Raw genomic sequence first — 14,793 nt, 5'->3', positions numbered from 1 at the left:
ATTTCGGGCAAAAAGTGCCGCCACTTGAATAGAGAAGCAGTAGACATTGAAGAGGAAGAAGGCAAAGCTGGGCTTACCTACCTTACCATTGACCCATTTTTGCGACACAACCGGACGGAGCGTGATGCAAAGCTGTTTCTTTTGTGGAGCAATCCCATCACGTTGCCGTAAGCCCTGGCGGAAAAGAACATAGGAGAGGTACGCCACGAATTTGAAAGCCGCGCCATCTGTCGTGAAAACGTACACTTTGCAACTCAGCTAACTATATTAGGACGTGCCAGGTGCAGCGTGGTTATTAGCCTGTGTTTCTGACAACTGGCTGTCTTGTTTCAATCACTGTTTCAATAACGTTGGCAGCTTGTTGTACTCTACCAGAGTTCTGAATCGCAGATTGTAAACACAATGCCTGAACCTTATAGGAGTCTTGAGTCAACACCTTGTAAATTACTGATTGCAAGCTAGCAGCAGTTAAGTGAGTAATAGGTAGTAACTCTCCCACCCCCGCCCAAACAATCCGAGCAGCAACTCCAGGCTGATCATGTGAAATTGGAATTGCGACCATTGGCACTCCATAAGTGAGCGACTCTAGAACTGTGTTTAGGCCTGCATGAGTGATTGTGAGAGTGGCTCTTTTAAGCACCTCCAACTGCGGTGCGTAGCTCACAACAAGAGGATCTCCCGCTAGGGTTGACATTGCTTCCAGTGGCATTCCACCTCCTAGTGAAATCACCAACTGCACATCTAATCCAACACAAGCAGCAGCGATCGCCTCAAATACTGGTAGGAGACGATTTTGAATTGTTCCCATCGAAGCATAGATTAGGGGCTGCCCAGTTAACTGCTCCCAAGGAAAGGGCGTGATATTTCTTCCAATCGCACTATGATAGGGACCAGTGAAATGAAAGTGTGGTGGTAGGTTTCTGCGAGGAAACTCAAACTCAGATGGCTGCTGGCTAAGTTGAGCCAGTTTGGAATACATATCATTTGGGTGGGTATGAGGAGGTAAATTCCACCTTTGCCGATACTCAGCCGTTAACTGTCTAATCGGCTTTATTAATCGATTATCTAAGGAATAACCAACTCGATTCCGTAACTTTGCGCGCCAATTTGTCTGGTATTGCCAGGTTGTGAAGATTGGCGGAATGCCAATCTCTCGATTTAAGGGCAGCGCATTACATAAGCTAACAAAGGGAAGATTTAGAAAGTCAGCAACCGTTCCTCCAACCGGAGAACATTGATCGACTAATAATGCTTCGATTCCTTCAGATTGAATTATGTCTGGAGCATCCCGAAGGATGATTCGCACATCTTCAGTAGTTTTAAGACTGTGCTTCAAAGAAGCGATTCCACTGAGTTTACCTCTGTGAGCCAAAATTTCTGCTTCCGATCCACTGGGGCGTTCATCTATGCCAATAGCCCTAAAATCAAAGTTGGCAGCTAAGACTTTGTCCTGAATATCTACAATGTTCAAGAAGGTTACACGATGACAACGTTGCTGAAGCTCATATCCTAAGGGAAAACAAGCTGTAAGATGGCTTCCCGTGGGGCAAATTATACCGAAATGAGTCATAAGATCCCCAAAATGAATAGTAGAACATGAACTCAGATAAGGCTAACTATTAATAGACTGAGCTGATGTACGTATGGAGGAAATGGGCGGAGCGTGATGCAAAGCTGTTTCTTTTGTGGAGTAATCGCATCACGTTGCCGTAAGCCCTGACGAGAAAGAACTTAGGAGAGATACGCCACGAATTTGAAAGCCCCACCATCTGTCGTGAAAACGTACATTAGGACATTACCTCTGCTTCCGGAAGACACGCGCGCAGCTTCTCAAGCAGCTCAGGAGGGATCTTGGTGGGACGCATGGTCTGGGCGTTGATGCACACCATTTCGATCTTTGCGGAGACTGCGGTAGCACCCGATTTGTGGAAGTGAGCCTCTTGGAGTAGAACCAGTCCAGCCCGACCAAGCGAGAGCGGACCGGTGCAGACAACAAGTTGATCGTCTAGGCGCGCTGGTGCCTTGAGATCTCCACGTGCAGGACGATGAAGCCGACCTGCTGCTCTTCAGAGAGCCGCTGTTGCTCAAAGCCCAGCTCGCTCAGCTACTCGCTGCGGCCGCGCTCCATGTAGCGCAGGTAGTTCGCGTAGTAGACGACACCACCGGTGTCCGTGTCTTCGAAATCAACCTCAAGGCGATGGCGAGAGATCTTGTCTTCCATGGTGCTCATCATTGAGGTGGTGGATCGTTTGTTCTTATTTGAAAGCTAACGGCTCTGGTCAGCGGGTGCTGATGCCTTTAATGATGCTTGTCCTCTTGCCCATCAGCAGTTTGCACAACATTTCTGGTGGAGCAACTAGAGTAATTGGAAGAACTTATTGAATAACCTACGATTGGTCATTCAACCGTTGATTTGTTTCAACTGGCTTAAACGATGGTTGGAGGTTTTTCCGATTGCGTCATTAGAAGCTGGATTTAAGCAATTGATGCACCAGATGAATCAGTTTGTCTGCCCACTGGTGCATTGGCTCAACTTGTAACTGATGTTTTCGTCTGTTTAAAGTGATCAAAGAGGGGTAAGAAGTAATCAAGCTCTAAAGCTTTTATACGGTGAGTATTACTTATCAAAGCATAGTAAGTGGGTCGTTTCGGTACTGAGGCGAACTTCCCTGAATAACTTCCGACCCTTCGTCCGAAGAAATTCTAAACTACCCGAAGCAAGAGGGAAAGGATTTGCGACACAAACAGTGCAAACCGCTCTGGAAGACGCTCAAGAGTTAGGATATCGAGTTGCTATCCTGCAAGCATCTGCGATGGGGACTGTGTATCAACGAATGGGCTTTCAAGAATGCTTCCCCATCAAAATTTATCCATGGCAACCGCTCTCCACTTCCAACTTCTGAAGTGATTCTTTCTCACAGTGCTGCAACCTCGATTTACAGGAGCATCAATACCTAGCCGTACTGCAAAATTTTTTCTGCAACTGCATAATTTTAGCCTTTAAAGCTTGAGAACCTTGTGAGGTATCGCTTACAACCTCGCAAAGCTGACACTGCAAAGGAAAAGGATGAACAACCTAAATCGGTGTGTCCAGGGAAACACAGAAGCAATTCAGGCTGACCCTCTAAGTAAGTCATTAGGAGAAAACGTATGAGCCCTACAGCGACTCAGCAAAAAGCAATTTTGTGGTCGCTCTACTGCTTGACTTACAACAACTTCAACTTAATAAGAGGGTAAACGATGTGCGGCAATTTTGGGTTTTTAGGTAAACGAGTTCTTGAAGACGGACAAGAGCTTCTACCAGCGCGAGTTGTGGAAGCTTTTAATCAAATGGGGCGTGAAACCGAGATTCGAGGCGAACAAGCTGGAGGTGGATTGACTTTAGCACGTGACAAAAATAACCAGATTACGTTTGTTGGTGAAAAAGTCTTGAATCGGAAGCGGAACAATCTCACACAATCTTTAGAAGACGCTTTTGAACTTGTCAGGCACGAAGCTACTTCTAAAGGCACAAAGCCGCTAGAGTCAGTCGTAATAGGAGTATGGCATTATCGCTACGGAACCAGCAGCCCTCCTGCCATTCTTGAGACTCACTGGCATGAATGGATGCCAGCTAGAAACGCGATCGTTTGGCAGATTAAAGACGGCGAATGGATTCGCAGTATAAAAAATGTCAATCACCGCATTACTCATAACGGAGATCTTGATACTTTTCAAATCTTTGGCAAACAAATTGACAACGCAAACCTAGGTTTGTGGCTCGAAAGAGTGTTACACACCCCTAATTTTACGACTGGAGATTCCCCTAAAATATCTGGGCTGATGGATTTGTTAATCACTCAGGGGATGTGGGATGCTTCATTGAAACTGGCTTACCAACTTGAGGTTGCTGGATCGATTGAGGCAGCTTTTGGTGGGCGAAAACCTGCTAAACATGCGCCCAACACTGCTCCTTCCCAACAAGAACTAAGTCGCTGGGCTGAGATTTATGAGGAGATCTGGCAAAAACACAATGATGCAGAGCTTCTACCTCACAAAGAATCTTTGAGTCATCTTGAGGCTCAGCTTTTAAAGGCTAGCAAAGATATCTTACCCAGCCAGCGTTCCAAGGAGGAGCAGACTGCTTTTGTAAGAGCGGCAATTGATGCGTTTCTACACAATGATCTGTACCGGGCGACGCGGATATTTATGTCACGGGCTGAAGGCAGCTTCGGTCTGGTTACAGTCTCGACTCTTAGTGAGGAGAGCTTAGTGCTGAGTTCTCAAGGACAGCCGATGACGATCGGGTTCAATTTGCCGGAAGCTTACATGGTTTATGCTTCAGAACCTGCTGCTGTGAATTCGGTGTTGGTGGGAATGCCAAACTCCTACCGTTTAGATTTAGATCAAGAAGCTGGAGAAGTAGCCTTAGTGGGCACAAACAGCGTCACGGTCTATTCGATGGCAGAGGGTCGCGAACTGCTCGAGTCAGAGCTAGAAAAGCGATCGATGCCGATGCAGAACAATCCATATATTCAGCTTCCTAAAGTTGAAACTCAAGATCCGGTTGCAAGCGACATTCAAGAAATTCCGCAGGTGCTTAAAGCGATCGAGGCAACCTGGCTCAATCCGAGATCTTGTAACTCTCAAAGTGCAGAGCACTTGTTAAGTCTCCTTATTGAAAAAGTTAAGCGCTTTGATGAAAAGCGAGAAAAAATGCTCAGAACAGGACTAGCAAACGAACTGGAGCAATCACAAATTGTTGATTTCTTGATTACTGGCATCGAGAATAGCTTGTGGGTCGGCGAAAGATTTGCTCAGGACTTAAAAACACTCTTTCCTCACTTGAATATCAAGACGCTGTCTGCAAATCGGGTATTAAGACAACTACAGTACGACCTTCAAAGTCTCAACTTGGGTAAAGACTCGGTCGTGCTGATGATCAGTCAGTCTGGTCAAACCTTTCCAACCCTGCACGCGACTCATGCCCTTGATAATTTCTACCGAGCAGGAGCCATTAGCGGGCTATTTATTTTAACAGGTGAGCTAAACAGCCGGATGGGATTCGCGATCGCTCAATCTTACGTTAAAGGGGCTGCTTTTAGCCGCAGAATTTTTACCAATGGCAGCGGGCAAAGAACGGCTGAGCCTGCTACCTTGACTGCCGCCGCCGCTCATCAAACGCTCACAGAGCTTTTGCTTTATCTTGCTCACGGAGTCAGACAAGTGTTTCCTGACTCAAGCCCTTTAGGGATGACACTTACAGAAGAAAGCTTAGCAATCCTTGAGACCATCAAGGCAGATTTTCTCGATCGCAGCGTTGCTTTGATCACTGGAACTACTGCTAGGGGAATGAGGTTCAAGTCTCCAGAAAATCGAAAGCTGATTCGTACTGGTCGCAAGTGGGCACTTCATGTCACTGAAGTTCCGCTTGCTTGGGCAATTCATGCTGTGTATGTACTGGTCGTGCTTGGATGGACAATTCCATTTGGGTATATCATTCCAATCACTCAAACGATCTTGCTCTTGATTTTGCTGGGACTTTTCTTCCCTCACGATCTGATTTCACGAATACTAACACTGCTCCATCCAGTTCTCACCCTAGCCGACATTGGAATTGCTATTTTTGGTCCTTGGCTGTGGACGCTGGGAATTCGTTATCTTCAGCGCAGACAACTTTTAGCCCGCACAGGCAAGAGAGTTTTGGTGATCGGAGATGTGCCTTGGGTGCATCAACTCCTAGAATCCTACGTCAGCAAACTTTTTTCTCTCAGCTACGGAGTTGCCTCTTTGGATATCCATGGCGCTAATCCGCAGGATCACATGCTGCACCAATTTGGGCATCGAGTGACCAGAGGTACTTTGTTACTTCTGGGCGTACCTGACGGACGTCGCAGTCAGATACAACGATGTGATGAAGATGCTGCGATCATGACAGGTAAACAATCCGATGGAGTCAGAAACACTGGCACAGGCCCAGAGGTGGTCGCGCTTGGGCATAATCCAGCGATCGCTCGTAAAGGCTTTAGTGACGCGATTATCTTAAGAAGTAGAACAAACGCTCTGCTCAAAGAAACAGTTCCACTGGATCAACAAGCTGTGATCGAGGCATTAACCGAAGCGCGCTTCAGCTCATTTGAACGCTTGTTAGCAAGCTACGTGCTTTTTTGGGCGCTTGCCAAACAGGTTGCTTCATTTCCCTTACTCAAGTATCAGCATTGGAAGTCACAGAGCAGAACCAGAGTCGCAACCACTGCTGCACCGGTGTCAGGAATGAACTTAGGGGCCTGCTTGTCCAACCAAGCTACGAAACAGGGTTCTGTTACAAAAACTATCGGGAATGAGTAACTCATTCTGGACTCAATTAAGCAACAAGTCCAAAAATTCGAGACATGAATTCCAGTAGAAATTATCTGTCTGTCTCCGTGGCTTCATTAACAACACTTTAATAATTTGCATCCGTCCACTGCCAGGATGTCAAACTAAACTGTATGAGAACTCCTTGAGGAATGCCGTTGCGCTTGAGCAATTCCTCAAGTTGAATGATTTCGCCGTTGGGCAGTATAGCAAGATTTTCGGCTTGAATTATGAGGGACCCGTTATCGGTAAAGAAACAAGAAAAAGGAGCAATTCTAGTGTTATTAAGATCCGTAAAAGGACGACGAATCAGGGGCGCTACACATCCTACATCGTCTTGTCCAACCTCTTCCAACGCTTGCTCCACTTCTTGCCTCAACTCTACGGATTGACTTAGCAAATTCTCATCCAAATTCGACAGGGCAAGGGAAGCAACAGGTCGTTCTGCGATTCCTTCGGAGTTGCGCTTCGCGCTAATCGCGTTTGACGAAAAATAGCTTGCGATCGCCCTTGACGAGAAATAGCTAAAGGTAGCCATTCCAGTCAGAAAAATGAGGATTAGCTTCTCTCTTTTCATCTTTCTTCTAAATCTGTTGGAATGTTTTCTAATTCGAGTGACTGCAACAAATTTATCCAAGCGGATTCGATTGTTGTATTGCTTAGATTGTTGCGATGAAGCTGAGCCAACATGGTGATTGCGTCATACCAAATGCCATTCGTTAAATAGAGATTTACTCGCTCCTGGGGAGACGCATGAGCAAGTTGATATGCCAGATCTGGCTCAAGGGGAATTCGTTCGATGCCTCCTTGCACATACATGGGTGCCTCTGTTCCACAATTCAACTTGAAGTACCATTGATAAACCCTACCGATTTCCAAAGGGGCGATCGTAGAGGGAAGAGAAATGCTGATAATGCCTGGGATCTGTTCAAATGCAGGCAAGTCGGCTGATGTGATTCGGTAAACATCTTGACCTGTATCATCCTGCAAAATGAATTCTGCGGATAGGTCGGCAGTCTGCGAGTAGGGAACATAAAACCAGAACGTTGGATATTCAACCGTTGTACTGCCTCCGACATAGGTTTCAGGCAGAGTCTCCGTTGGAACTTGGGTCATAGGAACCAGTGCCGTTAATTCGGTTGAGGGGGCCGGGCAATCTCCGCGTCGTGCACCGCCGCTTCTTCGTCCTGGAACCTGTCCTCTCACTTGTTTGGTTTGAAGTGAGTCTAATGCAACAGAGTTAGCTTGGGCATGAGGAAGTATGATGTCGATCGCCATGCTTCCTATTAGCAAAACACCTGTCCATACTAAGATGTGTTGTGAAGAACTGAATCGAGTCGAAACCTTTGTCATATTGTCTAAAACCACACTACTTGTGCAAAATCACATCGTTCAAAGTTGCCGTGATGAGGTAGAACCCTTTTTCGATCGATGAATCAAATAAATGATCACAATGCTGTTATATAAAATCAGAGCTAACAGCGACGGAATAAATGGCAGCCATCTGCCCCTCAACAGACCCAAAAAACACAGTCCGTATAGGAAAAATATGGCAACTGTCATGTATAGGGCGGTGTGAATCAGCGATCGCCTCACATTCTTCCACTGCCATTGCCAGGATACTAAGATGCCCCCCACCAGTGCCCACGTCCACACCCAACCCAACGTTTGCCATTGCGACAAAACCTTTAAGATGGGACGCTGATCTAACACTGCACTTAGGAGTTGACTAATCATATGGGCTTGAACAAACACACCCGGTAGTGCAACATTAGAATTTGTTGGAGTAAACCAATAATCTTCTCCTCCTTGTGCTGTAACCCCTACTAAAACAATTTTGTCTTTGATATATTCAGGATTAATTTGATGATTTAAGAGTTGCTGGAGTGTGACGCGGGCAGCAATTTCCTTCGTAGAACGGTAGTTCAGCAAAATCTCGCTTCCACCTGACTCTGATCGCGGATAATTGCCACGATTTGATCGCAAAACTTTAATCACCTGATCCCCTAACTGTAAATCACCGTTAGCTGTAAATTGAGTGGTTATCTGTTGATGATGCAAATATTGAGCAGCAATTTGAACACTAAAGGCGCGCTCAACATTACAACGAGAGGCTTGAGTTCGCAATAATGGCAGCATCCCCAGAAGATGACGGCGGAGTATGCCGTCACTATCCTCTCTAAAATCACTAAAACCCACTCGATCTGGCGGCACTTCTGGAGGTGGATTAATACTGGGAATCGTTGGATCATCAAAATCTTCTGCTTTACAGACGGTAATAAGTCCCGGAGTGTGCCCCAAGCGAGCCGCTAATTCTGCTTGATTAGGATCTACAGGAAAGTCGCGGTAGATATCTAATCCAATCACACGAGGTTGATGTTGCTCTAGAACACCTAATAGCCGGGTGAGGGATTGATCAGACAGCGATGTCTCAACGGGTTGATTGAATGATTGAGTTGATTGCGATCGCCGCTCTAACAGTTCTCCGTTTTGTTGCTGTGCCTCAATATCGGCATCCGTGACTTCAACAATCAACAGACGCGGATCAGATCCTTCATCCGGTCGCTGTTGTAGCATTTGATCATAAACGTTCAGCTCCCAAACTTGCATCCAGCTTAAGGGACGAATACCTGTAACTCCAACGGTTACAACTAAACTGACCAATACCACAAACCATCTGTTGCGAATTTGGCGAATCAGATGCCATCGATTTTGGGTGGAATTAGAAGTAACTTCATTGCGGCGATCACGAATAGTATCTGTAACTCGTGGAGTACTAGCAAGCAGAATCTGATTAGCACGAATCTCTGTACCGGGATATTCAAGAGTTTGAAGATGTTTATTCGTTACACCGTTGACCAATTCCTGCCAAGTTGGTGGAATTCCCGCTGAGTTCTGACAAATGATCGGAAGCCAAGTTGCACAAGGAAATTGGTCTTCTATGCCTTGCAGCCGCTCTCTTGCTTCTCGCATGGAGAGATAAAGTGACTTACCCCCTGCAAATGCTGATAATAAATGCTTCAAAAACTCCTGAGCAACGCGATCAGGCACGGGTTCTCGCATCACAATCATTTGGGGTAGATGCAAGGGTTCTAATGCTTGAGCTAATCCCAATCCATCACAAGAGTTAAAAATAGCGAGTTGTAAGCCTTTGGCAATCGCCTGCCTCAATCCATACTTCAGTTCCTCCAGATTTAATGTTTCCTGTGGATTGATATAAATTAATCCGCGATCGCCCTCCGTCCTACTGTGTCCAGCAAAAAACAAAATGTCCCATGCCTGATCCCAAAGCTGCTGATTAATCTGCTGTCGTGGCGGCTCTACTAAAAATGTTACCGTCGCATCGGGTAGTGCTTGTAGAAATTGACGATCAGCCTGCACATTGATATTCTGACTGTTTCCTAAAATCGCCAGAATTTTTACCTTGCGATCGACTGCTGTCAGTGGCTCTACCTCAATTCGTTCAGACACGGGTGCACTCAATGCCACTTCGGTTTTTGAATAGCGCTCAATGAAGCTCCACAAATGCCAGGGCAATCGACGTAACTGTAAATCTTGAGTCCGAATCAACACTCGAATCGAATCATTCAAGCTCAAAACTTCCCGCAGACGCTGATCTAGATAGCGAAATGAACTTGACTCTAGCCAGCGGGTCATCTGGTGCTGTATTTTTGTTGCTGATTGCTGACAGTCCTCCAGGTAATTCACGGAGCCGCCATAGATAATCTCTTGTGGCTGAATGCGGCTATTAATGCTTGAATGTCCAGTACTCAAACTGCGATAGAGCTGTTGCCATTGAAATAGGTGTAGAGCTAATTCTGGATTGGGCGGCAACGTTCCAAGCAGCTCAATTGACGGGCGATCGCGCTCACTGCCAATCTCCAGCATGACTTGAAAGCCCTGCTGAAAATCACCATTAAACTTGAGAACTACTAGCTTTCCATCGGTAGGCACAACACTTGCTCATTCCTTTACATGACATCAGATAAAAAACGTTTCCACCACACTAATATCATTCAGCGTGATTTCAATGCTAAACCGTTCACCTGATGCACCCCGAAACTTCAATTGCAGCATATCCGTTTGACGGGATTGTGCCTGCATCACTGCTATTCCCTGCTCATCCAGCACCTTAACTTCCAAATCTTCTGGCAAATAGGGAGCCGCACCCATTGGACAGAGCTTCACCCAAATATCGACTTGAGATAAGTGATTTGGCATTAACCCTACCAGCAGCGCCACTTTATGGCCATCTAACTGCGGTGCCAGTTCAAGCAGCTTACCGCGTGTCGTTAAGCCAGCTTGCCCCGAATGACTAGATAATTCCAGGCTCCTGAAGCTGAGTATTGGTTGCGGTTCAAATAATTCCTCTATCGCCTGCCAACCGCCTGTAAATACTCCCTGCATCCACTGACCCAAGTTAACCCACTCCTTGATCGGCTCAGGCTGTTTTTGTAGTTTGAAATAGTCCAGCAGTGTGACGATCGCCTGCAACTGACTAAGCGGCACTTCTTCGGTGTCTACACTTGGCACAAAGCCTAGCAAAGTTGCAGTTTGCAGATCTGCATCGAGTCGAACAGCCATATAGCCAATCCGATTAGACCAAACTTCGGGTGGAACACGGCAAACAGTGGCTCCTGGTAACACGGGACGGCATTCTAATTTGCCCTGCCCTGGAATTTCCAAATCGGCAACATCAGCTAGAGCTTGAATAGTTGGGTTCCAGCTATCACTTGCTTGTAGGTTAGTTGCAATGCCCAACCAACCCAAATAGGAGCGAACTGCATCGATCGCCAGGGTATTGAGATAGACCTGTTTCGCCTTTTGAGGGTCAGAATGCTGTTGGTAAAACCGTTGGGCTGTATAGTGCCCCTTGAGCGTGAGTGGAACAGGCAGCGTTAGATCTTGCTCGGTGGAACTGGTCATACTTGGGTCTCTTAAGGCTACGATAAATAAGTCTTTAATTTCGGCGCAAACCGAGTCAGACAACGTTGGTAGAAGCTACTCAGCGTTGGAATTGCAATATTGAGCTCGGCAGACAAATCCTGCCAGGAATATCCTTCTAGCCTCCTCAAAGCAAGATATCGAAAACTGGCGGTTGGATGGTTAGCAACACAGGCTTGTTCAAACAGTCCTTCTGGGTCTTCCTCTAAACACTCCTTTACCTCCTGTGAAAGATGAGGAATCAGTTGAGGATTGAGTTCATACGGGTTACTGTCGTCTAAGCTCTCCAGCGTTAGACATTTGACTGTTCTAGCATCCATTCCTTCGTAGACAGTCGGTAAAAATTCACGACTCGCTATGATAAAAAACCGTTGATTTAGCAGAAAATTGACCCATTGCAACACTTCACCCTTTTGAGGGTTGTAGTAATCAATCCGTTCACAGATAAATGAGAATAGGTGTTGTAGTGCTTCTGCATAGATTTCCTCATATAGCATTTGAAATTGACCTCGACGAGGACGAGAGAGCTTACCCGAATGCTGCAACACACTGACTAATTCGGTTAAAACACGTTGTCTGGCTGAGCTACCTGGGGGGTGGTGTTGAGCTGCGATCGCAAGCTGTCTCAAGCGATCGTCTAGTTGGGGCTGTTCTAAACGTTCGTCCGGTTGATTCATCGGTTCCTAAACAGAGTTTGTGACGGCAGACCATCTTGAGGCTATCAGCCTCTATAGAGTTCTCAAAAATTCAGCAGCATTTATATGCAACCCTCTCTCAGAATTCAATTTCTTTAGAAGAGTGCAACATTACTTAGTTTATGTGCCCTGCTATATCTACGCGAACGAACCAAGTTTAAGATCTGTGCGTAAAAACAGAGCCAATTTTTTGAGACCTGTATAGAGGTTGATAAGCCGTTCTTGTAGGAGTGTTTTAGCGATGACCTTTGAAGAAGCATTAGCGATCGTCACGACAGCCTTAGCCCCCCAATCCCTCAGCGATCTGCAAACTAATGTTTTTCGAGGAGCCTGGAATAAGGATTCTTACCAAAAGATTTCACTGAAATTGAATCACGAATATAGCTATATTAAAGACGTTGGTGCAGAATTGTGGCAACTGCTAACGCAGAGATTAGGAATCCAGGTAACAAAACTGAATCTGCAAACTGTCCTGACGCAGTATGCTCAGCAAGGGCAAATCCATAGTCCGGTTGGGTTACAGCAGCGCAGCCGTGTGGACTGGGGAGAAGCCCCTGATGTTTCCCATTTTTGTGGACGACGGGCGCAATTAGCTGTGCTAGAGCAGTGGATCGTACAAGACCGTTGCCGATTAGTGGCGATCGCTGGGACGGGAGGCATCGGCAAAACCATGTTGGCGGCACAGCTAACCCAGCAGCTTGTGGATAGTGACCAGTTTGAAGTTGTAGTGTGGCGATCGCTACAGCAAGCACAGCCACTTGTGGACTTTCTAACTGAATTATTGCAGGCGCTATGTACACGCGATTTTGTAGAAACCACGCCTGATCAATCAGATTCATCTCGATTGAATGCGATGATGCGTCAGTTGCTAGAACAGTTGCGCCGTCAGCGCTGTCTGCTGATTCTAGACAATGCTGAAGCAGTTTTGTGTAGTGAACTGATAGGAACTTATCGACCGGGTTATGAAGACTATGGTTGGTTATTTCAACAGTTGGGAGAAGGACGACATCAAAGTAGTGTTTTATTAACCAGTCGTGAAACTCCGACAGAAATTGCTATTCAAGCAGGCCCAGCGGCAGCAGTACGGTTGCTGCGATTAGATCAGCTATCGATCGAGGAAGGAAAAGCAATATTAGCGGTAAAGGGATTACCTGTACAAACAGAACAGGGGCAGGTGCAGAAATTGATTGAGCGCTATCAAGGAAATCCGCTAGCGCTAAAGCTTGCAGCAACAGCAATTCAGAATTTGTATGGTAGCAACATTGCAGCCTTCCTGGCTGAAGAGACTCAGTTGTTTAAAGACATTCATGACTCGTTAGCTCACCAGTTTGATCGCCTTAGTTTATTGGAACAACAGGTTATGCATTGGCTAACACTCCATCGAGAAGCGGCGATCGCAGCACAGCTACAGGTCAATCTACTGTCCTCCGCTGCTCAGGTGGAATTGAGGAATACACTAACAGAATCCTCAGTACTAGCGTGTTGGGGTAATGTTAGCAACACTCAGCAGTTTGCAATGATGGAATATATCAACAAACAGTTGAATGAACAGGTTTGCCAAAAAGTAAATTAGGTGTAGATCAATCATCTGAGAGGGCATATTCTTGTAGGCTTTCAGTGCTGCATCACTCTCAAAGCCAGCATTTGGAGCATATCATTCGACTGGCGACAACGCAGCCTGCCGAACCTGCACCAATTACAATGAGGTCATGAGTACAGTCATATTGAGTCATGACATATTCGCTTGTGAATTCAACATTTCAATAGCTGAGTATTCAGTTCTGATACATTCGAGGATTGAGCTAGCGTGCTGTATATCCACCATCAATTGGCAAAGCTACGCCTGTAATAAAGGCTGCTTCGTCACTGACTAAAAACAAAGCGGCAGCGGCGATATCATCCGGTGTGGGCATTCCTGGCAACGGATTGAATTGATCCATATTTTGGCGCAGTTTTTCTGAGTCAGGGCTGTTCTCAATGGCGTGTTCGAGGAGTGGGGTGTTAACAATTGTTGGACGCAGCGCATTGACGCGAATTCGATGAGCGGCGTATTCAATTGCGGCGGTGCGCGTTAATTGAATCACGGCTGCTTTTGCAGCGCTATAGGCAGAGAAGTTTTCTAGCGCGATCATGCCACCGATCGATGCCATATTCAGGACGACTCCCTGTCCTCGCGTCAGCATTGCTGCAATGCCATACTTCATCCCAAAGTAGACTCCATCCTGGTTAATCGATAGAACTCGTCGCCAGTTCTCAATACTGCTGTCGGCGATTAGAGCTTGCTCACCATCGATTCCAGCATTATTTACCAGAATATCCAGGCAGCCATAGTCGTATATGGTTTTAGCAATCAACGCTTCTACCGAACCAGGGTCGCTGACATCGACTTGAATAAACTGACTGTTTGGCAGTGCAGCCGCGATCGCTTCTCCAGCCTGCTGCTGAATGTCGGCGATGACAACTTGTGCGCCTTCTTTAGCAAAACGTTTTGCACAAGCTCGACCAAGCCCAGAAGCAGCTCCTGTAACGACTGCCACTTTTCCATTGAGTTTATCCATGTGTCTTTCTCCTGTTGGTATTTCATTTGTACATTTATCGTTTCTCAACAGCGAAATCTTGAAGTCTTGTTTTATGTTCTTACTGCCAAACTGAATCAGGTTGACTACCGTACAGCGGAAACAATGACTGGTGACTGCCCTTTATGTGGTTGTGTCGCAAAAACTTATTAAGAACAAACGATCGGTATCGTTTACATTCCCTTAAGCAGCAATTCCAAAGAGCGCTTCAATAAACTTCACTTGAGAGACACTATCCCCCT

Annotated in this window: 11 protein-coding genes and 1 pseudogene; 5 read left to right on the top strand and 7 right to left on the bottom strand. The window is 46.2% G+C overall.

Features of this window, described 5'->3' with window-relative positions; all coding sequences use genetic code 11:
* Positions 1-295: 295 nt before the first annotated feature.
* Positions 296-1,471 carry a glycosyltransferase gene (locus H6F93_RS08975; protein ID WP_347277266.1) on the bottom strand — a complete coding sequence of 392 codons (1,176 nt, stop codon included), beginning with the start codon at positions 1,469-1,471 and terminating at the stop codon, positions 296-298.
* 564 nt (positions 1,472-2,035) lie between these two features.
* On the opposite strand from H6F93_RS08975, the gene H6F93_RS08970 reads away from it, so the two are divergent.
* From H6F93_RS08970 to H6F93_RS08960, 4 genes and pseudogenes are all read left to right on the top strand, one after another.
* Complete coding sequence (locus H6F93_RS08970) at positions 2,036-2,236, top strand: hypothetical protein (protein WP_190680144.1); 201 nt, start codon at positions 2,036-2,038, stop codon at positions 2,234-2,236.
* 52 nt (positions 2,237-2,288) lie between these two features.
* A pseudogene (locus tag H6F93_RS33915) lies at positions 2,289-2,540 on the top strand (IS701 family transposase); the annotation flags it as partial.
* A gap of 114 nt (positions 2,541-2,654) precedes the next feature.
* The gene (locus tag H6F93_RS35720; RefSeq protein WP_524537918.1) at positions 2,655-2,903 is read left to right on the top strand and encodes a GNAT family N-acetyltransferase; all 249 of its coding nucleotides are present in this window, start codon (positions 2,655-2,657) and stop codon (positions 2,901-2,903) included.
* A 337-nt stretch (positions 2,904-3,240) separates the two neighbouring features.
* Positions 3,241-6,327 carry a hypothetical protein gene (locus tag H6F93_RS08960; protein ID WP_190680142.1) on the top strand — a complete coding sequence of 1,029 codons (3,087 nt, stop codon included), beginning with the start codon at positions 3,241-3,243 and terminating at the stop codon, positions 6,325-6,327.
* Between the two features lie 97 nt (positions 6,328-6,424).
* On the opposite strand, the gene H6F93_RS08955 is transcribed toward H6F93_RS08960, so the two are convergent.
* From H6F93_RS08955 to H6F93_RS08935, 5 genes are read right to left on the bottom strand one after another with little or no spacing between them, the layout of a single operon-like run.
* Positions 6,425-6,874 (bottom strand): hypothetical protein, encoded by a 450-nt coding sequence (locus H6F93_RS08955; protein ID WP_206755715.1) that lies wholly within the window; start codon positions 6,872-6,874, stop codon positions 6,425-6,427.
* A 35-nt stretch (positions 6,875-6,909) separates the two neighbouring features.
* Positions 6,910-7,689 carry a DUF928 domain-containing protein gene (locus H6F93_RS08950; protein ID WP_190680140.1) on the bottom strand — a complete coding sequence of 260 codons (780 nt, stop codon included), beginning with the start codon at positions 7,687-7,689 and terminating at the stop codon, positions 6,910-6,912.
* A gap of 39 nt (positions 7,690-7,728) precedes the next feature.
* Positions 7,729-10,290, bottom strand: coding sequence for a CHASE2 domain-containing protein (locus H6F93_RS08945; RefSeq protein ID WP_190680139.1), 2,562 nt, complete (start codon positions 10,288-10,290; stop codon positions 7,729-7,731).
* Positions 10,291-10,317: 27 nt separating this feature from the next.
* On the bottom strand, positions 10,318-11,262 hold the full coding sequence (locus H6F93_RS08940) for a DUF1822 family protein (RefSeq protein WP_190680138.1): 945 nt from the start codon (positions 11,260-11,262) through the stop codon (positions 10,318-10,320).
* A gap of 17 nt (positions 11,263-11,279) precedes the next feature.
* Positions 11,280-11,957 (bottom strand): sigma-70 family RNA polymerase sigma factor, encoded by a 678-nt coding sequence (locus tag H6F93_RS08935; RefSeq protein ID WP_190680137.1) that lies wholly within the window; start codon positions 11,955-11,957, stop codon positions 11,280-11,282.
* A 259-nt stretch (positions 11,958-12,216) separates the two neighbouring features.
* Between H6F93_RS08935 and H6F93_RS08930 the strand changes: the two genes are divergently transcribed.
* A complete protein-coding gene (locus tag H6F93_RS08930; RefSeq protein WP_190680136.1) occupies positions 12,217-13,548 on the top strand; it encodes a helix-turn-helix domain-containing protein in 1,332 nt (443 codons plus the stop codon).
* Positions 13,549-13,777: 229 nt separating this feature from the next.
* Here H6F93_RS08930 and H6F93_RS08925 read toward each other — a convergent pair whose 3' ends face one another.
* Positions 13,778-14,533, bottom strand: coding sequence for an SDR family NAD(P)-dependent oxidoreductase (locus H6F93_RS08925; protein ID WP_190680135.1), 756 nt, complete (start codon positions 14,531-14,533; stop codon positions 13,778-13,780).
* Between the last annotated feature and the right edge of the window lie 260 nt (positions 14,534-14,793).

The organism is Leptolyngbya sp. FACHB-671, assembly GCF_014695745.1.
Lineage (GTDB): Bacteria > Cyanobacteriota > Cyanobacteriia > Elainellales > Elainellaceae > JAAUTN01.
This window is presented reverse-complemented; position numbering and strand designations above follow the sequence as displayed.